Annotated in this window: 23 protein-coding genes; 17 read left to right on the plus strand and 6 right to left on the minus strand. The window is 35.5% G+C overall.

Features of this window, described 5'->3' with window-relative positions; translation table 11 throughout:
• The first annotated feature begins 7 nt into the window (after positions 1–7).
• The 5 genes from CDIMF43_RS05350 to CDIMF43_RS05370 all read left to right on the plus strand — a co-directional run bounded on the left by CDIMF43_RS05350 (position 8) and on the right by CDIMF43_RS05370 (position 3,580).
• Positions 8–202: a DNA-directed RNA polymerase subunit beta gene (locus CDIMF43_RS05350; protein ID WP_376711458.1), complete on the plus strand. Its 195-nt coding sequence runs from the start codon at positions 8–10 to the stop codon at positions 200–202.
• A 109-nt stretch (positions 203–311) separates the two neighbouring features.
• The gene (locus CDIMF43_RS05355) at positions 312–665 is read left to right on the plus strand and encodes a single-stranded DNA-binding protein (protein WP_074401944.1); all 354 of its coding nucleotides are present in this window, start codon (positions 312–314) and stop codon (positions 663–665) included.
• A gap of 127 nt (positions 666–792) precedes the next feature.
• Positions 793–1,512 (plus strand): response regulator transcription factor, encoded by a 720-nt coding sequence (locus tag CDIMF43_RS05360; protein ID WP_074401945.1) that lies wholly within the window; start codon positions 793–795, stop codon positions 1,510–1,512.
• A gap of 23 nt (positions 1,513–1,535) precedes the next feature.
• Positions 1,536–2,930, plus strand: a complete 1,395-nt coding sequence (locus CDIMF43_RS05365) for an ATP-binding protein (RefSeq protein WP_413488642.1) — start codon at positions 1,536–1,538, stop codon at positions 2,928–2,930.
• A 164-nt stretch (positions 2,931–3,094) separates the two neighbouring features.
• On the plus strand, positions 3,095–3,580 hold the full coding sequence (locus CDIMF43_RS05370; RefSeq protein WP_074401947.1) for an effector binding domain-containing protein: 486 nt from the start codon (positions 3,095–3,097) through the stop codon (positions 3,578–3,580).
• Between the two features lie 29 nt (positions 3,581–3,609).
• On the opposite strand, the gene CDIMF43_RS05375 is transcribed toward CDIMF43_RS05370, so the two are convergent.
• The 3 genes from CDIMF43_RS05375 to CDIMF43_RS05385 form a co-directional block, all read right to left on the minus strand.
• Positions 3,610–4,188, minus strand: a complete 579-nt coding sequence (locus tag CDIMF43_RS05375; RefSeq protein ID WP_074401948.1) for a P-loop NTPase family protein — start codon at positions 4,186–4,188, stop codon at positions 3,610–3,612.
• A 19-nt stretch (positions 4,189–4,207) separates the two neighbouring features.
• Positions 4,208–4,966: an FtsX-like permease family protein gene (locus CDIMF43_RS05380; protein ID WP_074401949.1), complete on the minus strand. Its 759-nt coding sequence runs from the start codon at positions 4,964–4,966 to the stop codon at positions 4,208–4,210.
• A 164-nt stretch (positions 4,967–5,130) separates the two neighbouring features.
• The gene (locus CDIMF43_RS05385; RefSeq protein WP_109841399.1) at positions 5,131–6,390 is read right to left on the minus strand and encodes a BaiN/RdsA family NAD(P)/FAD-dependent oxidoreductase; all 1,260 of its coding nucleotides are present in this window, start codon (positions 6,388–6,390) and stop codon (positions 5,131–5,133) included.
• Between the two features lie 181 nt (positions 6,391–6,571).
• Here CDIMF43_RS05385 and CDIMF43_RS05390 point away from each other — a divergent pair, with 181 nt between their 5' ends.
• The 6 genes from CDIMF43_RS05390 (at position 6,572) to CDIMF43_RS05415 (ending at position 15,245) form a co-directional block, all read left to right on the plus strand.
• Positions 6,572–7,423, plus strand: a complete 852-nt coding sequence (locus tag CDIMF43_RS05390; protein ID WP_109841400.1) for a GRP family sugar transporter — start codon at positions 6,572–6,574, stop codon at positions 7,421–7,423.
• Positions 7,424–7,554: 131 nt separating this feature from the next.
• Positions 7,555–8,946 carry an amino acid permease gene (locus CDIMF43_RS05395; RefSeq protein ID WP_109841401.1) on the plus strand — a complete coding sequence of 464 codons (1,392 nt, stop codon included), beginning with the start codon at positions 7,555–7,557 and terminating at the stop codon, positions 8,944–8,946.
• Positions 8,947–9,064: 118 nt separating this feature from the next.
• A complete protein-coding gene (locus tag CDIMF43_RS05400) occupies positions 9,065–9,766 on the plus strand; it encodes an ABC transporter ATP-binding protein (RefSeq protein WP_109841402.1) in 702 nt (233 codons plus the stop codon).
• 15 nt (positions 9,767–9,781) lie between these two features.
• Positions 9,782–13,087, plus strand: coding sequence for an ABC transporter permease (locus tag CDIMF43_RS05405; RefSeq protein ID WP_109841403.1), 3,306 nt, complete (start codon positions 9,782–9,784; stop codon positions 13,085–13,087).
• A gap of 146 nt (positions 13,088–13,233) precedes the next feature.
• Positions 13,234–13,749: an NfeD family protein gene (locus CDIMF43_RS05410; RefSeq protein ID WP_074401955.1), complete on the plus strand. Its 516-nt coding sequence runs from the start codon at positions 13,234–13,236 to the stop codon at positions 13,747–13,749.
• A 38-nt stretch (positions 13,750–13,787) separates the two neighbouring features.
• A complete protein-coding gene (locus CDIMF43_RS05415; protein WP_034571005.1) occupies positions 13,788–15,245 on the plus strand; it encodes a flotillin family protein in 1,458 nt (485 codons plus the stop codon).
• A 20-nt stretch (positions 15,246–15,265) separates the two neighbouring features.
• Here the strand turns inward: CDIMF43_RS05415 and CDIMF43_RS05420 are convergent, their stop codons facing one another.
• Complete coding sequence (locus CDIMF43_RS05420) at positions 15,266–15,859, minus strand: FUSC family protein (protein ID WP_074401956.1); 594 nt, start codon at positions 15,857–15,859, stop codon at positions 15,266–15,268.
• 30 nt (positions 15,860–15,889) lie between these two features.
• Complete coding sequence (locus CDIMF43_RS05425; protein ID WP_109841404.1) at positions 15,890–16,522, minus strand: hypothetical protein; 633 nt, start codon at positions 16,520–16,522, stop codon at positions 15,890–15,892.
• Positions 16,523–16,659: 137 nt separating this feature from the next.
• On the opposite strand from CDIMF43_RS05425, the gene CDIMF43_RS05430 reads away from it, so the two are divergent.
• The gene (locus CDIMF43_RS05430) at positions 16,660–17,640 is read left to right on the plus strand and encodes an aromatic acid exporter family protein (RefSeq protein WP_074401958.1); all 981 of its coding nucleotides are present in this window, start codon (positions 16,660–16,662) and stop codon (positions 17,638–17,640) included.
• 126 nt (positions 17,641–17,766) lie between these two features.
• Here the strand turns inward: CDIMF43_RS05430 and CDIMF43_RS05435 are convergent, their stop codons facing one another.
• A complete protein-coding gene (locus CDIMF43_RS05435; protein WP_074401959.1) occupies positions 17,767–18,699 on the minus strand; it encodes a helix-turn-helix transcriptional regulator in 933 nt (310 codons plus the stop codon).
• A gap of 210 nt (positions 18,700–18,909) precedes the next feature.
• Here CDIMF43_RS05435 and CDIMF43_RS05440 point away from each other — a divergent pair, with 210 nt between their 5' ends.
• The 5 genes from CDIMF43_RS05440 to CDIMF43_RS05460 all read left to right on the plus strand — a co-directional run bounded on the left by CDIMF43_RS05440 (position 18,910) and on the right by CDIMF43_RS05460 (position 23,641).
• Complete coding sequence (locus CDIMF43_RS05440; protein ID WP_109841405.1) at positions 18,910–19,548, plus strand: DJ-1/PfpI family protein; 639 nt, start codon at positions 18,910–18,912, stop codon at positions 19,546–19,548.
• A 220-nt stretch (positions 19,549–19,768) separates the two neighbouring features.
• A complete protein-coding gene (locus CDIMF43_RS05445; protein ID WP_109841406.1) occupies positions 19,769–20,911 on the plus strand; it encodes an ABC transporter substrate-binding protein in 1,143 nt (380 codons plus the stop codon).
• A 100-nt stretch (positions 20,912–21,011) separates the two neighbouring features.
• Positions 21,012–21,890 (plus strand): branched-chain amino acid ABC transporter permease, encoded by an 879-nt coding sequence (locus tag CDIMF43_RS05450; protein ID WP_074401962.1) that lies wholly within the window; start codon positions 21,012–21,014, stop codon positions 21,888–21,890.
• A gap of 9 nt (positions 21,891–21,899) precedes the next feature.
• On the plus strand, positions 21,900–22,871 hold the full coding sequence (locus CDIMF43_RS05455; protein ID WP_034570974.1) for a branched-chain amino acid ABC transporter permease: 972 nt from the start codon (positions 21,900–21,902) through the stop codon (positions 22,869–22,871).
• A complete protein-coding gene (locus tag CDIMF43_RS05460) occupies positions 22,868–23,641 on the plus strand; it encodes an ABC transporter ATP-binding protein (RefSeq protein ID WP_074401963.1) in 774 nt (257 codons plus the stop codon). Before CDIMF43_RS05455 ends, CDIMF43_RS05460 begins: the two co-directional genes overlap by 4 nt.
• Position 23,642: the final 1 nt, after the last annotated feature.

Genomic DNA, 23,642 nt, shown 5'->3' on the forward strand with positions numbered 1-23,642 from the left:
TGTTACATTGAAAGAGAATAAAATAAGAACTACTCCAATGCCCTTTGCATTGAAAGTATTGATTGTGCTTGTCTTGATCATAATGACCTTTTTAATAGGAGCAATGATTGGCTTTGGTGTTTTAGGGGATGGCAATCCTTTTGCAGTCTTTAGTAGTGCAACTTGGAAGCACATTTTCAGTTATTTTAGTAAGGGAACTTAATATCGTTTTTAGCAAAGTCACTTAACAAATTTGTTAAGTGACTTTTTTTAATGAAAATACAAAAAAATGCGGATAGTTATACTAGAAAGAAAAAAGGAGTGAGTGTAAAGTGAATCAAGTATCAATGATCGGAAGAATCGTCAGAGAAATCGAATTGCAACAGGTAGGAAATGGAAGTCAGGTCGTCAATAATACGTTAGCCATTCAACGAATGTATAAAAAAGATAAAAAACAAGGAGCGGATTTTATTCCATTTGTGGCATGGGGACCAGCGGCTAAAATGATTGCCGATAATTGTGAAAAAGGTGTTCAACTTGGTTTAAGTGGTCGTATGCAATCGAGAACCTATTTGAATAAAGAAGATGAGACTATTTTTGCAGTAGAACTTCGAGTGGAAGAAGTTAGTTTGATTTTTAAAAAAAGGGCAGAAGAAACGGCAGAAGTAGATAGTAGAGACGAATAATTCAACAAAATGACTTGAAAATATGAAAAGATTATGAAGAAAGCTAGACTCTTTAGGTTTCGACTTTTGTTGTCGAGGTAAAAATAGTATAATAAAAACGAGTGGAGAAACTGAAAAGAGGGATTAGATGAAAATATTAATGATTGAAGACAACCAATCTGTCTGTGAAATGATGGAAATGTTCTTCTTAAAAGAAGATTGGGATGCAACTTTTAAACAAGATGGGAAGGAAGGCTTAGATGCTTTTTTAACGCAACCAAATGCGTGGGACATTATTACCTTAGATTTAAATTTACCAACAATGGATGGCATTCAAATATGCCGTGAAATTCGAAAAGTGTCAAAAATCGTTCCAATTATCATGTTGACGGCAAAAGATTCTGAAAGCGATCAAGTGATTGGGTTAGAAATGGGAGCAGATGATTATGTCACAAAACCATTTAGTCCATTAACGTTAATTGCCCGTATTAAAGCCCTTCATCGTCGCGCGGATTTAGGACATGAGGAAGGCGTAGGAAGTCCAGCAAAAAATACAGATTTTGAAGTTGAAACGGATCACCTTAAAATCAATACTAAAACAAGAGAAGCCTTTTTGTATCATAAACCAATTGAAGGACTTACACCAAAAGAGTTTGAATTGCTATACACACTGGCTAAAAATCCAAAACAAGTTTTTTCAAGAGAACAGCTATTGACGATCGTTTGGGATTATCAATACTATGGCGATGAACGAACGGTTGATGCCCATATTAAAAAGTTGCGTCAAAAAATTGAAAAAACAGGTCCACAAGTGATTCAAACAGTTTGGGGTGTTGGATACAAATTTGATGACACTGGAGTTGAATAGTATTGAAATACCTTTATCAACAAATGTTGGCATTTTTTGCAGTAATTTTGACCATTTTAGTCATTATTGGCATTTCGTTTTCAAATTTTGCTAGTAGTACCGTTTATAAAAATACTGAAAAACAATTATATGGTTATGCACAATCAGTTATTGATGATGGTTTAATTAATCAAGTTGATTTGATTCAAGTGGTGTTAAAAAGTCAAAATGTAAATATGTCTATTTTCAATGAAGAAAAACAAATGATTGCTCCTAAACAAGAACAAAATTACTCTTTAAACATTTCTGAAAAAGATTGGAAAACATTGCAAGCTGGGAATCAGATTGCTTCTTCAATTAACAATACCGACTTTTTAGGAAACAAAGTGGAGCAAATTCGAGTTTTTCAACCATTTTTTAAGCGAGACACAGGAAAATTTGCCGGTGTAGTAGCTGTTGAAGCTCCAGTTAGTGGGGTAGAGTCTAGTATTAAGGACTTAAAGCATAACTTATTTATTGCGTTATTACTTTCTAGCGTGGGAGCGATGTTTTTAAGTTTCTTTTTAGCAAAATATCAAGTCAACCGAATTAATCGAATGCGAAAAGCAACTCATCGCATTTCCCAAGGGGATTTTGATGTCTATTTAGAAAATAAAGATCGTGATGAATTTGATGACTTGGCAGAAGATTTTAATGGTATGGCACGCTCTTTAAAAGCTTCTCATGAAGAAATTGAGCGTCAGGAGAACCGTAGACGTCAATTTATGGCAGATGCAGCTCATGAGATGCGCACGCCGTTAACGACGATTAACGGCTTGTTAGAAGGCTTAGAATACGATATGATTCCTGAAAATCAGAAAAAGCGTAGCATTCAGTTGATGCAAAATGAAACAAGGAGACTGATTCGTTTAGTAAATGAAAATCTTGATTATGAAAAAATCCGTTCAAATCAAATTAGTTTAACAAAACAAACTTTCAATGCAGAAGAAGCCTTAACGGTGATTGTAGAGCAACTAAAAACGAAAGCCAATGATGCTGGAAATCAATTAGAATTAAACTGCCCAGCAGATTTAACCGTATATGCTGATTATGATCGATTCGTTCAAATTATTGTAAATATTCTTCAAAATGCAATTCAATTTACAACGGATGGCAGTATTGTTATTAAGGGTTCAAAAACGTTAACTGAAACAATTATTGAAATTCAAGATAATGGAATTGGAATGACAGCACAAGAAGTTGAAAACATTTGGGAACGATACTACAAAGCAGATGTTTCAAGAAAAAACACCAAGTATGGTGAGTCTGGATTAGGATTGGCGATTGTTCAACAATTGATGAATTTACATCAAGCGAACGTAACGGTCACAAGTGAAAAAGGAGTAGGGACTACTTTTAAGCTTGCATTTCCAATTGAAACAACGGATAAAAAGGATTAAAAAAAGTGATGAAAATTTTATTTTTCATCACTTTTTTGCTAAGAAAGAAGAGAGAGTTGGCGACTTAAAATAAAAGACATACTAATTTACAAGACGATAATTTTTATGCTATAGTTACAGCACTTTAACGAGGATTAATAAAACCTAAAGGGAGTGTGTTTTTTATGTCATTCAAAGTTACTGAATCTCCAGAGATACTAATTGTTGGAGCATCAGCTCCAATTACAGTACCAAGCAATCCAAGTGGATTTCCGGATATGAGTAATAAGAAATTAGAACAACTTGCCGATTTTAAAAACATTAAAGCACTGGTTGTGAACGATGCACTGGATAACCATTTTTATGCAGTTAATAATGCGAGTTCTGGTAAACCGAGTTATTTAGTTGGTGTCAAGTCAAATAGAGCAATTCCAAATCAGGAAAGTTTCTTGTTGCCTGCTGGACACTATGCTATTTTTACGAAGACTGTTAAAAATCGTCTTGAAGCCGATCAATTTATCGGTGCTTCTTATGGAGAAGTTTATCAATCAGAAGAGTTTCAAATCAATGGGGCTATTAATTTAGAAGTAGTTGATGGGTTTATTCAAGAGTCCCCCGTTGTTGAATTTTCAGTTTGGATTCCAGTTTTGGCTAAAACAGCACCCTTATAAAAAAAAGGGCGATTAAAATCAGCTAGATTTTAATCGCTTTTTTTATTGAGAAAATTTAGTTTTACCTCTTGATCATTGAAGGTATAATCACTATGTTCAGCAATTTTTTCAGAATTGGTTAGTAAAATAAATGTGATCCCTTGCTCTTTAACAAAATTCTTGAAAATAAGCAACCAATTTACTTGTTCTGTTTCAGATAAGTTATCAAGCCAAGAATCAACAATCATTACTTTTTTCTCGCTAAAAATTGCAGAGATTAGTTGAACTTCTTTTAATTGTGTGAAGGTTAATTCTTGAACGGGTTTATGAGCTAATTTTGAAGAGATATTCATTTCTTCTAGCGCGTCTAGAATTAAAAAATCACTATTTCTTAATTTGGGTTTTGCTAATTTTACACTTAGTTTGATATTTTGAAAAGTTGATAAATAAGGAATAAATGTCGAATCCGTTAAAAGATACCCGACAGGTACTTTCTGTTTTTTTAAATAGGTCGAAAGTCGTTTAGATAAGAGCGAAGCTGTTTGGGTTTTAGTCGTTATTTGATAGATGCCATTCTGTTTGAAAGGGTCAAAAGCAGTGTGTGTTAGGTGTGAAGAATCAGTTGCCATTGTATACCTCCTTTGAAGATCAATTAAACGAGTTGCTTCTTTGGACAAAATAGAAAGTGGGCAAAATTAAGCTGCTTGCAATAAAAGCGTTCATTACTAAAATAAACTTTAAATAATCTTGAACAGTAGTCGCAAAGTTCACCGTGAAATTCTCTTGAGAACGCGTAATCGGCAAAGTAGTATTAAAACGAGTCACCTTCATTTCATTATCAGACTGACTTGGTTCATTGTTTAAGGATTCCTGGTGTGGAGAGACAGATAGTGCCACTTGATTGCTATGAATAAAATTTAATTCAAGTTGTTGAATTTGAGTGGTAATTGGACGAGTAAAAAAACTTAAAATAACAACTAAACTCAATAACGCAACATTTAAAACAAGAACATTTTCTAATAAGATTTGTGCGAACAGGTTCTTCTTTTTTTCTCCAATTAAACTAAAATTTTGAAATTCTTTTTTTCGTTGATATAAAAAGAAAGATTGAAGTGCCAGTAAGAAAAGCAAAGAGAAGATCACTATCAGTACCAAATAGTGATTAAGCGTCTGTTGTTGTTGCGTAACATTTGCTAATAAGGTTTTAAAAGATTTAGCAAGTGCAATTTGATGCTTTTGATTAAAGGATAAGGCATCATTTAAATAGAGTAAGGAATTACTCAACTGATTTTGAATAGAAAAGAGGACATAGAACGTAGAGGCAATGCCAATGTAGATTAGAAATAATAGACTGTTTTTGACAGGTCGATGTCGAATACTTAAAACGGCCCGTTCCATCAATGACATATAAAGTAGCTCCTTTCTATTTCCAATTGTTCATTTAATTATATAAAAGAGTTGTGAAAAAAGTGTGAATAGAGAATGTTTTTTCTGGTAAAGAAGAAAGGTAACCTAACTAAAAAAAACAAGGGCATCAAGAATTAGTTCTTGATGCCCTTGTTTTGATAAGGTTAATCTAGTGCAGCGTGCATTCCTGCAATGCGTCCAGTTACAAAAGCAGCCGTAATATTATAACCGCCGGTGTAACCATTGACGTCGAGGATTTCACCCGTAAAGTACAACCCGTTTTTGAATTTACTTTCCATCGTTTTGGGATTGATTTCTTTTGTGTTGATTCCGCCACCTGTGACAAAAGCTTTTTCTAAAGGATGTGTTCCGTTAGCTGTAAAACGAAAATCTTTTAAGAAACTGCAAAAAGCTTTTAGTTGGTCAACCGTTAATTGTTTTAAAGGCATATTTTCATCTAAGTTTAAGCGTTGGAAACAGAAAAGTAAATAGCGCTCAAAGACCAGTCCTTTTAACGCATTTTTTAGACTTTTATCGCCATCGTTTTTTAGTAGTTTTTGAAGTTCTTGTTCAACTTGACCTAGGCTTAAATCTGGGAGTACATCTAGTTTCATGGTTACTTCTTCCGATTTATCGCGATTCATTGTCTGATGAACAAACATCGAACAACGCAAGGCTGCTGGACCAGAAACTCCAAAATGGGTAAAAATCATATCCATTTGGTGGGTGATAACGATTTTTTCTTTTTTATTTAAAACACTTAATGCTACATTACGCAAAGATAATCCTTGAAGAGTTTTATCTTGAATAAAGGGTTCGTCAGATAAAATAGGGGCTTCGGTTGGGTAAAGCGTCTTTAGTGTATGCCCTGCTTTTTTAGCCCATTTGTAGCCATCTCCAGTTGAACCTGTCCGTGGCATGGCGCGACCACCGGTGGATAAAATCACTTTGTCCGCTGTTAAAGTACGGCCATCAAGTAGAAGGACACCAGTGACAGCATCTTCACTATAAAGAACGGTTTCTACTGGATTTTCAGTAATAATGTCAACACCTAATTGTTCCATTTTTGTTTGCAATGCTTCTAGGATCGTTTTTGATTTATCTGTAACGGGAAACATTCTGCCGTGATCTTCTTCTTTTAAACGAACGCCATTTGATTCAAAGAAATTGATAATATCATAGTTATCAAATTGGTGAAAAGCGCTATATAAAAAGCGACCATTGCCAGGGATATGCTGAATGATTTCGTCGGCATCACGATTATTGGTTACATTACAACGTCCGCCACCTGTTACAAGTAGTTTGCGTCCTAATTTTTTATTTTTTTCAATTACAGTCACTTTTGCATTGTTTTCTGCAGCAGCAATAGCAGCCATCATGCCACTTGTGCCACCGCCAACAACGATTACGTGGGGGTTCGTCATGAATCGTTCCTCATTTCTTCATAAGTTCTTCTATCAATGTAGCATATTTTTTGATAAAAAGAAAAGCAACCTTCTGTAATTTGAAAATTTTAGTAAGTTTGTACAGTAATTTCTTGTTGTGTGAACGTTTTCTCTGTTATGATGGTTAGATAAGTTTATTTTTAGAGGAAAGAGGTTTAGTATGGATATTTTAATTGCAATGATCCCCGCATTAGCTTGGGGAAGTATTGGTTTAGTAAGTAATAAAGTCGGTGGAACTGCCTATAATCAAACACTTGGAATGACCATTGGCGCATTTATTTTTTCAATTGGCATTTATTTTGTCTACCAACCAGTAATCGATATGAAAGTGATGATTGCAGGAGTGTTATCGGGTTTATTTTGGGTTCTTGGTCAACAGCAACAATTTCAAAGTATGAAATATATGGGCGTTTCAGGAGCCTTACCTATTTCAACTGGCGGTCAATTGATTGCGAATACCTTGGCAGGTGCTATTTTATTTGGAGAATGGCAAACGACGAGAGATGTTAGTATTGGAACCATTGCCTTAGTTATTTTGATTTTAGGGGCTAGATTTACAGCCGTAACGGATCACAAAGAAGAGGGGAAAAATCACCAATTGAAAAAAGGGTTGCAAGCCATTGGGATTTCAACAATTGGGTATGCGTTGTATACAATAACTGTTAAAGCAGCAAATGTAGATGCTATGGCAGTTATCTTGCCTCAATCAATAGGGATGCTGATTGGTGCGATTATATTCTCTATTAAACAAGATGTTATGAACAAATATACAGCTCGTAATTTGATTACAGGGTTGCTTTGGGCAATTGGAAATATTTTTATGTTGATTGCTATGAAAAAAATCGGCTTAGCCGTTAGTTTTTCACTTTCTCAAACCGGAATTATTATTTCAACATTAGGTGGAATTTGGTTATTAGGTGAAAAGAAAACCAAACGCGAATTTCGTTATGTTATTATAGGCTGCTTATTAGTGATTGCAGGTGGCATGCTACTAGGATATTTGAAAGCGTAGACCTTTTTTATTGAATGTGTCATTTATAGGAAATTATGTTAAACTAAGAGCGTTCTGAAAAAAATTCAGAGCGCTCTTTTCAAAAATTTTTGATAAAAACGAAATTATTCTCTTAAAAGGTAGGAAATTAAATGAGCTATTTTAGAAAGAAAGAAATTGATCCAACAGTTCACCAACACTCGAAACTAAAAAAAGAATTAAAAACGTTTGATTTGATTTTGTTAGGGTTAGGCGCGATGGTTGGAACTGGTATTTTTGTTATTACGGGAACAGCAGCAGCTAAATATGCAGGACCATCTTTAATTATTTCGTTTGTGATTGCGGCTTTTTCATGTGCACTATCAGCATTGTGTTACGCCGAATTTGCTTCAAGAGTACCGATTGCAGGTGGAGCTTATTCTTATGCGTACACCATCTTTGGTGAATTGGTAGGCTGGATGACGGGATGGCTTGTACTATGTGAATATTTATTAGCAAATGCATCCGTTGCTTCTGGTTGGTCTGGATACGTTCATGGTTTTTTAGAAGGTTTAGGGATTCCTTTTCCAACAGCATTGACTGCGTCGTATAATTCTGAAAAAGGAACCTATGTAGATATTATTGCTGTACTGATTACGTTAGTTGTCATGTATTTAGTGATGCAAGGAGCCAAGAAGGCCTTACGTTTAAACAATGTGATGGTAGCAGTAAAATTTGGTTTAATTGTTTTGTTTTTAGTTGTTGGTATTTTTTACGTGAAGCCAGAAAATTGGACGCCTTTTGCGCCATTCCAATTTAAAGGAATTGCGACAGGAGCAGCCATTGTTTTCTTTGCTTTTTTAGGCTTTGATGCGGTAAGTATGGCAGCTGAAGAAGTTGAAAATCCGCAACGAGATATTCCCAGAGGAATTATTGGTTCATTAGCGATTGCGACGATTCTATATATTGTTGTGACACTTGTTTTAACCGGAATGGTCCCTTATTTACAACTAGATGTTAAAGATCCAGTGGCTTTTGCGGTTCGTTTTATTGGACACGACTTGATTGCAGGAGTCATTTCAGTGGGGGCTATTTTGACATTATTAACAGTGTTGATTTCAATGATGTATGGTTTAACGCGAATGATTTATGCAATTGGTCGTGATGGTTTATTGCCAAAAACATTAAGTAAAGTTGATAGTAAAACAAAGACGCCAAAAAATGCGACGATTTTAATCGGAATTGTCTCGGCTGTTTTAGCAGGTGTGATTCCTTTGGAACAATTAGCTCAGTTGACGAATATCGTGACATTGATGGCATTTGCAATAATGGCAGCAGGAATTATTAAACTTAGAAAAGACTACGGTCAACCCTCAGTTAATGAATTTAAAGTTCCTTTCGTTCCAGTATTTCCAATTATTTCAATGGCTGTTTGTTTTTACTTAATGATTCAATTAGAAGTTAAAACGTGGATTGCCTTTATTATTTGGTTGGTTGTCGGTTTCTGTATTTATGTTTTATATGGCTACAAGCACAGTGAACTTGGTAAGATGAATAAAAAATAAGGATATGAATAAAATCGTTAAAGAAGAGTCTTTTCTTTAGCGGTTTTTTGTGTTTATATAATGATTTTTTTTATGGTAAACTACATATAGAAGAAACTAACAATAAGAGGGTGACAAGATGGCTTTTGTGAAAATGAAAGATGAATATAAACGTTATCAAATGGGGGATAGTGTCATTACCGCAAATGATGGCATTAATTTTGAAATTGAAAAAGGCGAGTTTGCCGTTATTTTAGGACCAAGTGGTGCTGGGAAATCAACTGTATTGAATATTCTTGGTGGGATGGATAGCGCAGATGATGGACAAGTATTCGTTGATAATGTCGACATTGCCACCTTTACTAAAAAGCAGCTAACGACTTATCGTCGAAATGAAATAGGTTTTGTATTTCAATTTTATAATTTAGTCCCTAATTTAACGACCAAAGAGAATGTTGAATTGGCAAGTCAAATTTCTCCTCGTGCCATGGATGCAACGGAAGTCTTGCAACAAGTCGGTTTAGGGGAACGGTTAACTAATTTTCCAGCTCAACTTTCGGGAGGCGAACAACAACGTGTTGCGATTGCTAGAGCATTAGCTAAGCAACCTAAATTATTGCTCTGTGATGAGCCAACAGGCGCCTTGGATTATGAAACGGGGAAACAGGTACTAAAGCTCTTACAAGATACTTGTATCAACACAGGAACAACCGTCATTGTGATTACGCATAATTCTGCAATTGCTCCAATGGCAGATCGAGTGATTGAAATCAATAATGCGAAAGTTCGAAGTGTCAAAATTAACGAAAATCCAGTGTCTGTTGCAGACATTGAATGGTAGAAGGGCAGTGAGAAGATGAAAAAAACAGCACTTCTAAAAGATATTTTTCGTGAAATATGGCATACAAAGGCGCGTTTTTTATCTATTTTTGCCATCATAACGCTTGGCGTTGGTTTCTTTTCAGGTATCAAGGCTACAGGACCGAATATGATCGATACTGCGGACCATTATTTTAAAGAAAAAAAGCTCATGGATGTCAAAGTTGTTTCTACCTATGGGTTGAATAATGAGGATTTAACCTTACTCAAAAGTATAAAAGGTGCAGAGGTGGCAGGAGGCTACAGCCAAGATGTCTTTTTAGGAAATACAGGAATCGTGACGAAGGTGATGTCCTTACCAGAAAAAGCGACAATGAATGATTACCGAGTAATGAAAGGCCGTTTGCCAGTGAAAAAAGGCGAAATAGCATTAGATGACACTGAAAAAATGCAGCAAACATTTAAAATTGGGGACAAGGTCAGTTTGACTACAGAAGGAGATAAAACCGATTTAACGAGTGTTTTTAAGCAAGTTGAGTACCAAGTTGTTGGCTTTGTAAACAGTCCTCAATATATTGAAACTTTTCAACGAGGTAGTAGTACGATTGGAAAAGGAACAGCAGATGCCTTTGCTGTTATTCCAGAATCAGACTTTAAATCGGATCTTTATACAGAAGCTTATTTGACCTTTGATACTACCAAAAAATTAGCGGCTTATTCTACAGACTATGAAAATCAAATCGCTAAAGAAATCAAAGTTGTTGAAAAGAAAGTTAACCAACGTCCTGAAGAAAGGCTAGCAGAACTTAAACAAACTGGAGCCAAAAAAATAACTGATGGAACCACTAAAATCACAGAAGCAAAACAACAATTAGCAGATGGTCAAAAACAACTTGATGAAGCAAAAGCAAAGCTAGTTAGTGGGGAGTCAGACTATCAAACAGGACTAGCAACGTTTCAATCTGAAATAGCAAAAGGCGAAGCAACGCTAACTGAAAATCAAGAAAAACTTACTTCAAGTCAAGCAGAGCTTGAAGCAAATGAAACTCAGTTAAATGAAGGGAAACAACAGCTTGTGGCTGCCCAACAAGAATTAGCAACGAAAAAAGCAACGGTGATTGAAAGCATTAATCAAGGGCAGACCCTTGTCGCCTCTATCCGAGACAGTTTGAAAATACCAATTACATTAGTTCCAGAAGCAACAAAAACTACTTTAATCACTAGTAGTACACAAGTAGATAAACAGTTGGGAGAACTAATTGCTGCCTACTTTGCTGGTTCAGTATCCGCTCAAGAGGTGACGGTCTCTCTTGATACAATAGAAGCAAAATTAAGTGCTAGTCAAACAGAATTAGACCAAGCAGAGTCTGCGTTAAATCAAAAAGCGACAGAATTAGCGAATGGAGAAACGGCTCTTCTTAATGGAAAAACACAACTTGACGCTGGAAGAAGGGCTTTGTCAGAAGGTCAACAAAAATTAGCTTCTGAAAAAGCGACGGGTGAAAAAAAATTAGCCGAGGTAAGAAATCAACTAGATGAAGGAAATAAAGAATACGAGTCAGCTAAAGCTGAATTTGATCAAAAAAAACAACAAGGAGAAGCTGAAATAGCCAAAGGCGAACAAGAGTTAGCAGAAGCAAAAGAGCAGTTAACCACGTTAAAAAAACCTGAATATTTTGTGATGGATCGGACTTCAAATCCTGGCTACGAAGAATTTAGTGACAATGCCAATCGAATTTCAGCCATTGCGCAAGTCTTTCCAGTCTTTTTCTTTTTGATTGCTGCCCTAGTAAGCTTAACGACGATGACTCGAATGGTTGAAGAGCAACGACTTCAAATTGGAACCTTAAAGGCACTAGGTTATACAAGTTTTGATATTTCTAAAAAATTTCTGATTTATGCCTTATTAGCAAGTGGTAGCGCGAGTTTGGTTGGATTATTTATTGGGTATCAACTCTTTCCAACAATTATTTTTAATGCGTATGGGGCCCTTTATAACTTACCGGCTATTCGAATTACCTATTATCTAAGCTACGGAATGCTGTCGTTAGTAGTTGCACTATTTTGTACCGTATTGCCTGCTTTAATCGCCACCAGAGTTGAATTAATGAGCAACCCTGCAGCTTTAATGCGTCCTAAAGCACCTAAAAATGGCAAGCGAATTTTGTTAGAGCGCATAACCTTTCTTTGGGATCGTTTTAATTTTATTGAAAAAGTAACCGCTCGAAATTTATTTCGATACAAACAACGAATGCTGATGACGGTTTTAGGTGTGGCAGGTTGTACGGCTTTAATTTTAACTGGATTTGGTTTAAAGGATTCAATTGCGGATATTGCAGGATTACAGTACGGGAAAATTATGAAATACCAAGCAATTGTTGCTTTTAATCCAGATGCTAAACAAGCAGATAAAGAAAAATACAATCAGTTAATGACAGATACTAAAGAAATTACACATCAATTAGCAGTTCATCAAGAAAATTTTAAAATGGAAAAACAAGGAGTCAATACACAAGAAGTGACGCTGTTTACTCCAGAAAAAACAACAAATTTCGATCAGTTCGTCCTTTTGGCTAATCGTAAAACAAAAGCCAAAGAAGAAATTCCTAAGCAGGGTGGCGTGATTACTGAAAAACTTGCAAAATTATTTGATTTAAAAGTAGGCGACAAACTTTCTATCAAGGATACAAACAATAAAACCTATTCTTTGAAGGTTACTGGCATTACTGAAAATTATGCAGGCCATATGATTTATATTAGCCCCACTTATTATCAAAAACTCTTTAAAAAAGAACCTCTTTATAATACTCAACTATTAAATTATAAAGGGAATCAAAAATGGGAAGATCAATTTGGTGCTCAATTAACGGAGAACGGAAGCGTGGCACGAGTAACCTTTGTTGACCGCGTTGGGAGTTCTTTTAAAGACACCATGTCCAGCTTAAATATTGTGACGTTAGTGTTAATTATATCAGCTGCAGCCCTTGCTTTTGTTGTGTTGTATAATTTAACGAACATCAACGTCTCCGAACGGATTAGGGAGCTTTCAACAATTAAAGTTCTTGGATTTTACGACGGGGAAGTTACGATGTATATCTATCGCGAAAATATTATCTTAACCATGATGGGCATTGTGACGGGTTCCTTTTTAGGAATCTTCCTTCATGGATTTGTGCTACAAACCGCAGAAGTTGATATGATGATGTTTAGCCCAACCATAAAAGTGTTAAGCTACGTCTATTCAGCAGCTTTAACCTTCCTGTTCTCTGGAATTGTAATGTGGGCAATGCATTTGAAATTAAAACATATTGATATGATTGAAGCCTTAAAATCAGTCGATTAAAAATTTAAAAGGGTTATTAGAACAACTTTGTTTTAATAACCCTTTTTTCACTTTAATGTTATTCTTTATGTTGTTCTTTTAACGAAAATGATATCTTTCTCATAAAAAGATTGATACAATATTTAATATAGAGGGGATGTGAGAAAATGTTGTGGGGATATAGTTTGGAAACTATTTATTTTTACGTGTTAATTGTAACCGCATTATTAGCCGTGATTAGTTTTTTTGTTGGAGACATTATCAATTTTGATGGCCCTATTGATCCGGTTTTAATCGTTCCTTGGTTTGCATTTATCGCTTTGTTTGGTTATTTAGGAGAAGCACATACTGAATTTCATAGCGGACTCATCATACTTACCAGTGGAATCCTTGCTTCTATTATTATTTTTTTACTGAATTTCTATTTAATTGTTCCATTAAGAAAATCTGATGCAACTCTTTCCTCTTCTGAAAAAGACTTAGAAGGGCGAGTAGGAACGGTGATTACACCAATTCCATTAAAAGGGATGGGGGAAATCAGCATTAAAAGCGTCACGGGTTCGATCACGAAGCCAGCAAGCTTGTATCAACCTCTTGCGGAAATTAAGGCAGGAGAAAAAATATTGGTGATTGAGATTAACAATCGAGTTGCCTACGTGATGCCCTACGAAGAAAATTTTTAAGCGTGAATAAAATTGAAAGATGAAAAGGATGGGGAAAAATGTCAATTATAGTAATTGGAATATGTGGTTTTGTTGTGTTAATGTGTTTGCTAGTTTTTATTTCAAAATACCAAACAGCAAATCCAGATGAAGCGTTAATTGTAAGTGGAAGTTATTTAGGTTCAAAAAATGTCTTTAAAGACGATGCTGGCAATAAAATTAAAATTGTTCGTGGGGGCGGAACGTTTGTGATGCCCGTTTTTCAACGATCAAATCGTTTAAGCTTATTATCAAGTAAATTAGATGTTTCTACACCAGAAGTCTATACAGAACAAGGCGTTCCAGTTATGGCAGATGGAACATCAATCATTAAAATTGGTTCCTCTGTTGAAGAAATCGCAACAGCAGCAGAGCAATTTTTAAGTAAATCTCGTGAAGAGCTAGAAAATGAAGCAAGAGAAGTCTTAGAAGGGCATCTACGTTCAATCTTAGGCTCGATGACAGTCGAAGAAATCTATCAAAATCGAGATAAGTTTAGCCAAAGTGTTCAAGAAGTTGCCAGCGTTGATTTAGCAAAAATGGGCTTAGTTATCGTTTCATTTACCATCAAAGAAGTACGGGATAAAAATGGTTATTTAGATTCACTTGGAAAACCAAGAATTGCGCAAGTGAAACGAGATGCGGATATTGCCATTGCCGAAGCAGACAAAGAAACACGTATCAAACGTGCGGAAGCTGAAAAAAATTCTAAGAAATCAGAATTAGAACGTGAAACAGAAGTCGCCGAAGCATTAAAAGAAAAAGAATTGAAATTGGCAGCGTATAAACAAGAGCAAGATATTGCCAAAGCGAAAGCCGATCAAGCCTATGGGTTAGAAAGTGCAAAAGCACAACAAGAAGTAACGGAACAAGAAATGCAAGTAAAAATCATTGAGCGTCAAAAACAAATTGAATTAGAAGAAAAAGAAATCACTCGTCGTGAAAAACAATACGATTCAGAAGTGAAGAAAAAGGCAGATGCAGATCGTTACGCACAAGAGCAAGATGCACTTGCAAATAAAGCCAAAGAAGTTGCTGAAGCCGAAGCGGATCAATTCCGTGTAGAAGCAATGGCCACAGCCAATGCAAACCAAGTCCGCTTAGAAGGACAAGCCTTAGCCGAAGCTATTTTAGCTAAAGGTCAAGCCGAAGCCGAAGCAAAACAAAAAATTGCTGAAGCCTTCAAGGAATATGGCGAAGCAGCAATTCTTTCAATGGTTGTTGAAATGCTACCAAGTATGGTGAAAGAAGCTGCACAACCAATGGCAAATATCGAAAAAATTACCGTAATTGACAACGGACAAGGTGAAGGCAGTGGTGCAGGAGCCAATCGTGTGTCAAACTACGCTACCAACCTTTTAGCGACAACTCAAGAAACCTTAAAAGAAACAACAGGATTGGACGTTAAAGAATTAATTGAAAAATTTGTTTCAAAAGCGCCACAAACAATCCATCAGGATATTCATCAAGATAAATAAACCAATAAAAAACCAAGAAACTAATCAGTTTCTTGGTTTTTTTCTTCGTTTTCTTTTTTAGTTAACAAAACATTCAGTTCATTTTCTTCTGTTTGAATGTCAGAAAGTTCTTCTTTAAGATCAGCTACTTCTTCGTGAGTAGGGACCTTAATTAAGTGATTGACAGCAACGGCGACAAACGTACCAATAAAGGTATCAAATACACGCTCTAAAGCATAAATAATGGTTTCATTAGGTGGTATCGAAAAATAAATAATTAATAACGTAGCAATAGCCCCAATGATTCCAGAGTTATAATTGATACCATCGCAAATGACAATAATCAACATAACAGCTACCGGAACGCCAATGACTTCAAGAATAAACAAGTTGCCAGACGAACGATAAAGCAAAATAAACAAAGCAGCCAATAAAGCGCCAAGTGTATTCCCTAAAATTCGCGATTTCCCAAATTTTACAGTTGTTTCCATATCTTGTCTTAATGCAAACACAGCAGAAAGCGAAGCAATCATTGCTGTTCCGCGACCACTATAATGAAATAATAGGATACAAACGGCAACAGCAATCCCTGTTTTAATTGTTCTCATCCCTAATCTGAAATTTCCAACTTCCATCAATTCATCACACTTTCACCTATAAATTTCTCACTCAACAGCCTTATCTAAAGCCTTCATACTCGCATTTCCAGAACTTAAATCAGCAGTAAGGACTTCTAATTGTTGGAATAAAGCGCCATGTGCTAAATTGATTTTACTTAAATAAGTAGTAATGTCTTCTTGACTCAAGTCAGCTTTGTATTTTTTATAAAACGTTTCTTCGCTTTCTTTAGCTTCTGTTGCATAATGAGCGAATGCTTCATAGGTTTTATTTAATTGAGTTAAAGTAGCAATTGCTTGGGTTACATCCTCTTTAGGCAAATCCACTGCCTTTTTTTGTTGATAATCTTCTAAGGTTTGAATCGTTTTTTGAATGTTTAACATTTCGTCTTGAACGACAGTCAATTCTTTTTGACGCGCTTTGAAATTTTTCCCAACTGCGCCTTTTTGTTTAGAAATCAAACTTTCAGAACGTGAGCTTTTCAAGTCTTTCGCTAAAGCGTCCATCATCTCATCTTCTAAAGTCTCAAATTTCTCTAAAGAAGTGTCAACTTTTTTTAGACTAGCTAAGTTTTGTTGAGCGATTTCTTGTGTACCCGCCCGTTCCTGAGAATGACCACAAGCTCCAAGAATGACTAGTAAGCAGCCTGTTATCAAGATCGTTAGTGTTTTATTTTTCATAAGAAATCCCCTTTAACGCGTTAAATTTTATAGTACTAATAATATAGTAAAATGAGATAATTGCAAGTTCGTAAAAAAGACTATTAGAATAAACAAAAAAACATGGTATGATAAAAGAAAAATGCAGGAGTGAAGCCATGAAAATCGGGTTACGTACAATTAAAACAGCCATAGGAGCTGCCCTTGCGATTTTTATTGCAGATTACTTAAAGTTAGACTATGCCGTTTCAGCCGGAGTGATAACAATATTAAGTGTGCAAAATACAAAGAAAAAATCCATTACATTAGCAGGTCAACGCTTCTTATCAACCGCATTAGCCATTGCCATTGCTATTTTCTTCTTTTTAATAATTGGATTTAATCCAGTATCCTTTGGTCTTTATTTATTAATTTTTATTCCAATAGCTTCAAAACTTCAATTAACAGACGGTATCGTTGTTAGCTCAGTTCTCGTTACACATCTCTTGATAGAAGAAAGTGCTTCTTTTCACTGGGTTTTAAATTGTTTTTTATTAATGTTTGTCGGAGTAGGAACAGCAATTGTATTGAACTTGTACATGCCATCTAGTGAAAAAAAATTAAAAGAATTGCAATTGATGATTGAAAAAGACATGAAATTGGTACTCTTAGACTTTTCAAAAGCCTTAAAACACGTTACGGAACCTCATCAATTAGACGCTTCTTTGCAAGAATTGAATGCGACAGTATTAAAAGCAGAAAAATTAGCCATGGAACAATTTAATAATCGACTGTTTGATCAATCCTATTACTATATTAAATATTTCGATATGCGAAAAATGCAATTGTATGTCTTAAAACAAATCAAAGTAGACATTACCTTGTGTCAGTTGCCAACGGAGCAAAATAAGAAACTAGCAGAAATTTTTGTGGCTACGGCAGAAAGTCTTCATGAAGACAATCCTGTCATCGAGTTATTAGAAGAAATCAAAGCGCTATTTGATTACTTTAGAAATAGCCCATTGCCAACGACGCGCCCTGAATTTGAAAACCGTGCGATGTTGTTTCAAATGCTAAACGATTTTAACTATTTCATTGAAATAAAAAAAGTATTTTATGAAGAATTTCGAACAGAAAGACAGCTTGCACAAGGAGAATAAAGAGGGAAGAAACTTACAAAGTGAATTTCCAAAAGGCAACTCATCTTTTCAGTCAGTAAAAGCACACAGTTATCAAAATTGTGTGCTTTTTTTTAATTCTATAGCTCGTTCTATTTTTAAGAACGATTAATTTTCATACATAGTAGCTAATTCATTCACTCTACGTTTCATTTCTGTGCGGATATGTTGTGGCTCTAAACATTCGCATTTATTTCCAAAACTGAAAAGAATAGTGTAGTAATAGTCGTTTTCGATGAAAGGAAAATTAACCATATAATGGTCATCCCCGTCTGGTGAGAACTCTTCATAAGCACAAAAATCAAGCACTCTGTCCATAACGGATTGATGAATCCGAATCTGGATAGTTTCTACCATTGTTGCCACCTCATCAGTAAAATCTAACTGAGGTTTTTCAAAATCGCGTGGTGTAAAAAAAGTATCTTCCAGTTGTAAGTTAGACATCCGAAATAATCTAAATAAGCGGAAATCATTTCGTTTCAGGCAATACCCATGCACATACCAATGGCTATTTTTCATGACCAATTGATAAGGCTCCACTAAACGAGTCGTTTTATTTCCATAGCGATCTGCATAGTCAAACGATAGATTGTTTTTTTCATGTAAAGCTTTTTTAATCATTTCTAAATAGTTTTGTGCATCTCTGCCACCCATCCATGGACTTAAGTCTATATAAATTTGGTTTGCTTTTAGTTCAATATCTTTTGCGCTGTTAGCAGGAATAAAACTTTTTACTTTTGCAAGTGCATTTGACAGTTCCTTACTTTGCATCATATTAGAAATATTGGAAAGCCCCATTAAAATAGCAGAAAGATCATTAGTTGAAAATGTTTTTCGATCCATCTTATAATTTGGCATAATCTCAATACCGCCTCCCACACCGGATATCGATCGAACCGGAATACCAGCCATGTTTATAGCATCTATGTCACGATAAATAGTGCGAAGAGAAACTTCAAACCTATCCGCTAATGTTTGTGCACTAATGCGTTCCTTATCGAGGAGAACCATAATAATACTAATAAGTCTTTCAACTTTCATCTAAAGAAGCATCTCCTAACTGATTTTTTAATTAGTGTCTATTGTTGACATCCTGATGTCAACAATAGCTTGATATACTAAGAAAGTAAAGGAAGAAGGGGAAGCTCATAAAAAATGATTGATTAGACGTTTATCTTCCAATAGCAAAAAAGGAATGATTTTATCTTAAGAACAGGCATTAGCAACAAATTAAATTTGGAGGGGATTTTGATGGTTACAGTTTATAGTTATGTTTTGGATACATTAGCAGATTGGGAATTGGGGTATGTTACTTCAGAGTTAAATTCAGGTCGCTTTTTTAAAGAAGGCCAGCAACGCTTATCGCTTAAGATGGTTAGTTATTCTACCGAAACCATTCATACAATGGGGGGACTTGCAATAGAGCCAAATTATGTAATTGAGGATATTGAGGTGAGTGAAACGACTGTGTTGTTATTACCAGGCGCAGAAACATGGAGTGATCCAAAACATGGTGCCATTATCGAAAAAGCAAAGGAGCTTCTTCAAATCGGTGGAACCGTCTGTGCTATTTGCGGTGCTACAGCTGCCCTTGCGAATGCAGGGATATTGAATGACCGTCCCCATACAAGTAATGGATTGGGATTTCTTGAAATGGTTTCTCATGGCTATAGTGGACAAGAATTTTATATAGAAAGCCCTTCTGTCGTGGATAACAATCTAATAACGGCAAGTTCTACTGGTGCTTTGTTATGGACAAAACAAATTATTGAACATTTAGGTGTTTTTCAATCCAGTACATTAGAATTTTGGTATGACTATTTTAGTACCGGCGATCCTAAATACTACTTTGCCCTCATGGAGACATTACCTGTTAATCATGAAAATTAAAGGAACTAAAGGTGTAGAAATTTATTAGTAGCAAGTAGCCTTTTTAAAGCACTTTTTAAAAAGCTTAGGTTTTGATTGCTTTTTAAGAAGTGCTTTTTATTTTAATGCAGAAAACTATTGCTTAAATTGTCAGAATATTCTATACTATCTAACAAGGAGATTAATTGTCAGAATATTTAAATAATTAAACCTGAATAGAAGCACATTGGGAGGAAAAGATATGAAAAGATTCGTTGCAAGTTTAGCAGTATTGGCATTGTTTGCTACAGGATGTGGTGCTGGGGGCGCCGCAAAAGATTCAGACACCATCAAAATTGGAGCAAACTTTGAATTATCAGGGGAAGTTTCAGCTTATGGAACAGCAGAATATCAAGGAGCAAAACTAGCTGTTGATGAGATTAACAAAGCCGGTGGCGTTTTAGGAAAAAAATTAGAATTAGTCAAATTAGATAATAAATCAGAACCAACTGAATCAGCAAGTGTAGCGACCAAATTAGCCACGAAAGAAAAAGTAGTAGCAATCGTTGGCCCTGCAACATCAGGAAATGTAAAAGCAGCAACTCCAAGTGTCACAAAAGCAAAAGTTCCATTAGTTACCCCTTCAGGGACAGATGACTCTGTCACAGTTGAAAAAGGACGTCTTCAAGAATACATTTACCGTGTTTGCTTCCAAGATTCTTTCCAAGGTGTAACCTTAGCGAATTATGCGAACCAAGATTTGGGCGCGAAAAAAGCCGTCATTATTGGGGATAGCTCAAGTGATTATGCAAAAGGATTGACTAAAAGTTTTGAAAAAAGCTTCAAAGGAGAGATTGTTGCAAAAGAAAGTTTTACAACAGGAGATAAAGATTTTAAAGCTATTTTAACAAAAATCAAGGACAAAGATTTTGATGTTCTATATATGCCTTCATACTATGAAGAAGCAGGATTAATTATCAAACAAGCTCGTGAATTAGGCATTCAACAACCTATTCTTGGAGCAGATGGTTTTGGAAATGAAAAATTAGTTGATTTAGCATTGCCTGAAAATTTAAACAATATCTATTATACGGCACATTATTCGGATCAAAGTACAGATAAAAAAGTCCAAGATTTCGTAGCGGCTTTTAAAAAGGAAAACAAAAAAACACCTGATGCGTTTTCAGCACTTTCATACGATTCTGTATACATGATTGCAAAAGCAATTGAAAATGGAAAAGAAGCAACACCAGAAAAAGTAAATGATGCTCTTGGTAAAATAAAAGATTTTGAAGGCATTACAGGGAAAATTACAATGGATAAAGAACACAATCCAGTAAAATCAACCCTTGTAATCAAGCTTGAAAATGGGAAAGAAGTTAGCAACACAGTAGTAAATCCTTAATCCAAGTAAAAAGGTGACTAGGTGTAACGCTTGCCTAGCGCCTTTTTGATTTAAAAATGGCAAAGAGTTCTTTGCAAACGAATGAATAGTGAGGTGTCAAATGGATAACTTAATTCAACAACTAATAAACGGACTGTCCTTAGGCAGTATTTATGCATTGATCGCGCTAGGCTATACAATGGTTTATGGCATTATCAAATTAATCAACTTTGCTCATGGTGAAATCTACATGGTTGGCTCTTACGTGGGATATACTGTTATTCGTAATTTTAATCTTGGACTTATTCCAGCTTTACTTTTTTCAATGATTTTTTGTGCAATCTTAGGAGTTATAATTGAACGTGTAGCCTATAAACCTTTACGAAAGGCAACCAGAGTAGCGGCTTTGATTACCGCAATTGGGGTGTCCTTCTTATTGCAGTACACCGTGCTGCTGATTATGGGACCTGAAGTTCGGGCGTTCCCTGAGACAATCAAAAATAAAAGTTATGAATTTTGGGGCATTACCATCAATGAACAACAGATTACTATTTTTGTTGTGACCGTTGTTTTGATGTTGGCGTTACAGTTTATTGTGAAGAAAACCAAAATGGGGAAAGCCATGCGTGCAGTAAGCGTGGATGCAGATGCGGCTAAATTGATGGGAATTAATGTAGACAATACTATTTCATTTACCTTTGCGATTGGTTCCGCATTAGCGGGTGCCGCAGGTGTTTTGGTAGGGATTTATTACAATTCGATTGCGCCAATGATGGGAACAGCACCCGGATTGAAAGCTTTTATTGCAGCTGTTTTAGGTGGAATTGGCATTATTCCAGGAGCGATGTTTGGCGGATTTACTATCGGAATTATTGAAACATTAATTAGCGGATATGGCAATTCAATGATTAAGGATGCAGTAGTTTATGGCATCTTAATTTTAATCTTAGTTGTGAAGCCTTCTGGACTTCTTGGTAAAAATACAAAAGAAAAAGTGTAGGTGATAAAAATGAAACAATTTAATAAATACAATCTTGGCTGGCTCATTTTTATTGCGGGCGCTTATTTACTAATTTGGTTAGGAATTTATCTTGGATTAATTGATGCTTTTTATGAAATCACCCTGATTACAATTGGCCTTAACATCATTTTAGCGCTAGGGTTGAATTTGATTATCGGATTTTCGGGACAATTTTCATTGGGTCACGCAGGTTTTATGTCGATTGGTGCGTATTGTTGTGGAATTATGACTTTAAAAATTCCTACAATGCTAGGGTTTGCAGCGGGGATTTTACTTGGGATAGCCGTAGCTAGTTTGGTGGCGTTGGTAGTTGGAATTCCAACGTTACGTTTAAAAGGAGATTATTTGGCCATTGCAACATTAGGTGTGTCAGAAATCATTCGAATCGCTATTTTAAATATGGGAGATTTGACAAATGGAGCTGCTGGTTTAAGTGGCATTCCGTACTTTACAACATGGCAAATTTTATTTATCTTTGTAGTTTTAACAACCATTATCATTGTAAATTACATTCGTAGTAGTCCGGGAAGAGCGACAATTGCTGTTCGAGAAGATGAGATTGCAGCAGAATCAATGGGAATTTATACGACAAAATACAAAACCATTGCCTTTATCATTGGCGCAGCGACGGCAAGTATCGCAGGTTCGTTACACGCGACTTACTTCAGTGTGATTAATCCATCTGATTTTGGTTTTATGAAATCTGTTGATATTTTAATTATTGTGGTTTTTGGTGGTTTAGGGAGTATTACCGGAACCTTTATTGCAGCGATTCTATTAGGGATTATCAATATTGTTTTGCAAGATTTTGGTGCAATTAGAATGATTATCTATGCGGTAGCATTGATTGCGATTATGGTATTTAAACCTTCTGGTTTGTTAGGCACAAAAGAATTTACGATTAAAGGATTGCTTGATCGATTGCATAAAAATTCTCCTAAAAAGGAGGGAGAAGAATGAGTTTATTAGAAGTAAAAAAATTAACGAAGAACTTTGGCGGTTTAGCGGCTGTTTCAATGGTGAATTTAGAATTAGGAAATAATGAATTGGTGGGCTTAATTGGGCCAAATGGTGCGGGGAAAACGACCTTATTTAACTTGTTAACAGGCGTTTATGCTCCATCCGAAGGAACCATTGATTTAACAGTAGACAATAAAACGCAGAGACTTAATGGCAAGAAGCCCTATAAAATTACCGATTTAGGGTTAGCAAGAACGTTTCAAAACATTCGTTTATTTAAAGAACTAACTGTGTTGGACAATGTTTTAATTGCGATGCATGGCAAAGATAAGGTCGGTACTTTACGAAGTATTTTAAGAACCCCAGCGTTTTATCAATCGGAAGAAAAAATGAAACAAGAAGCCATAGCGTTGCTTAAATTGTTCAAATTAGAAACAAAAGAAAAGGAATTAGCTAAAAATTTGCCTTATGGGGAGCAACGAAGATTAGAAATCGTTCGTGCTTTAGCAACAAAGCCTAAAATTTTATTTTTAGATGAACCGGCAGCTGGGATGAATCCGCAAGAAACAGCTGAGTTAACAGCCTTGATTCGCCAAATTCAACAACAATTTCAAATGACCATTTTGTTGATTGAACACGATATGTCTTTAGTAATGAAGGTGTGTGAACGAATCTATGTTTTAGAATACGGTCGCATGATTGCCCATGGAACGCCAAATGAGATTAAAAATAACGAGGCTGTTATTAAGGCCTATTTAGGTGGTGACTAAT

It is taken from the genome of Carnobacterium divergens, assembly GCF_900258435.1.
GTDB classification, from domain to species: Bacteria; Bacillota; Bacilli; order Lactobacillales; family Carnobacteriaceae; genus Carnobacterium; species Carnobacterium divergens_A.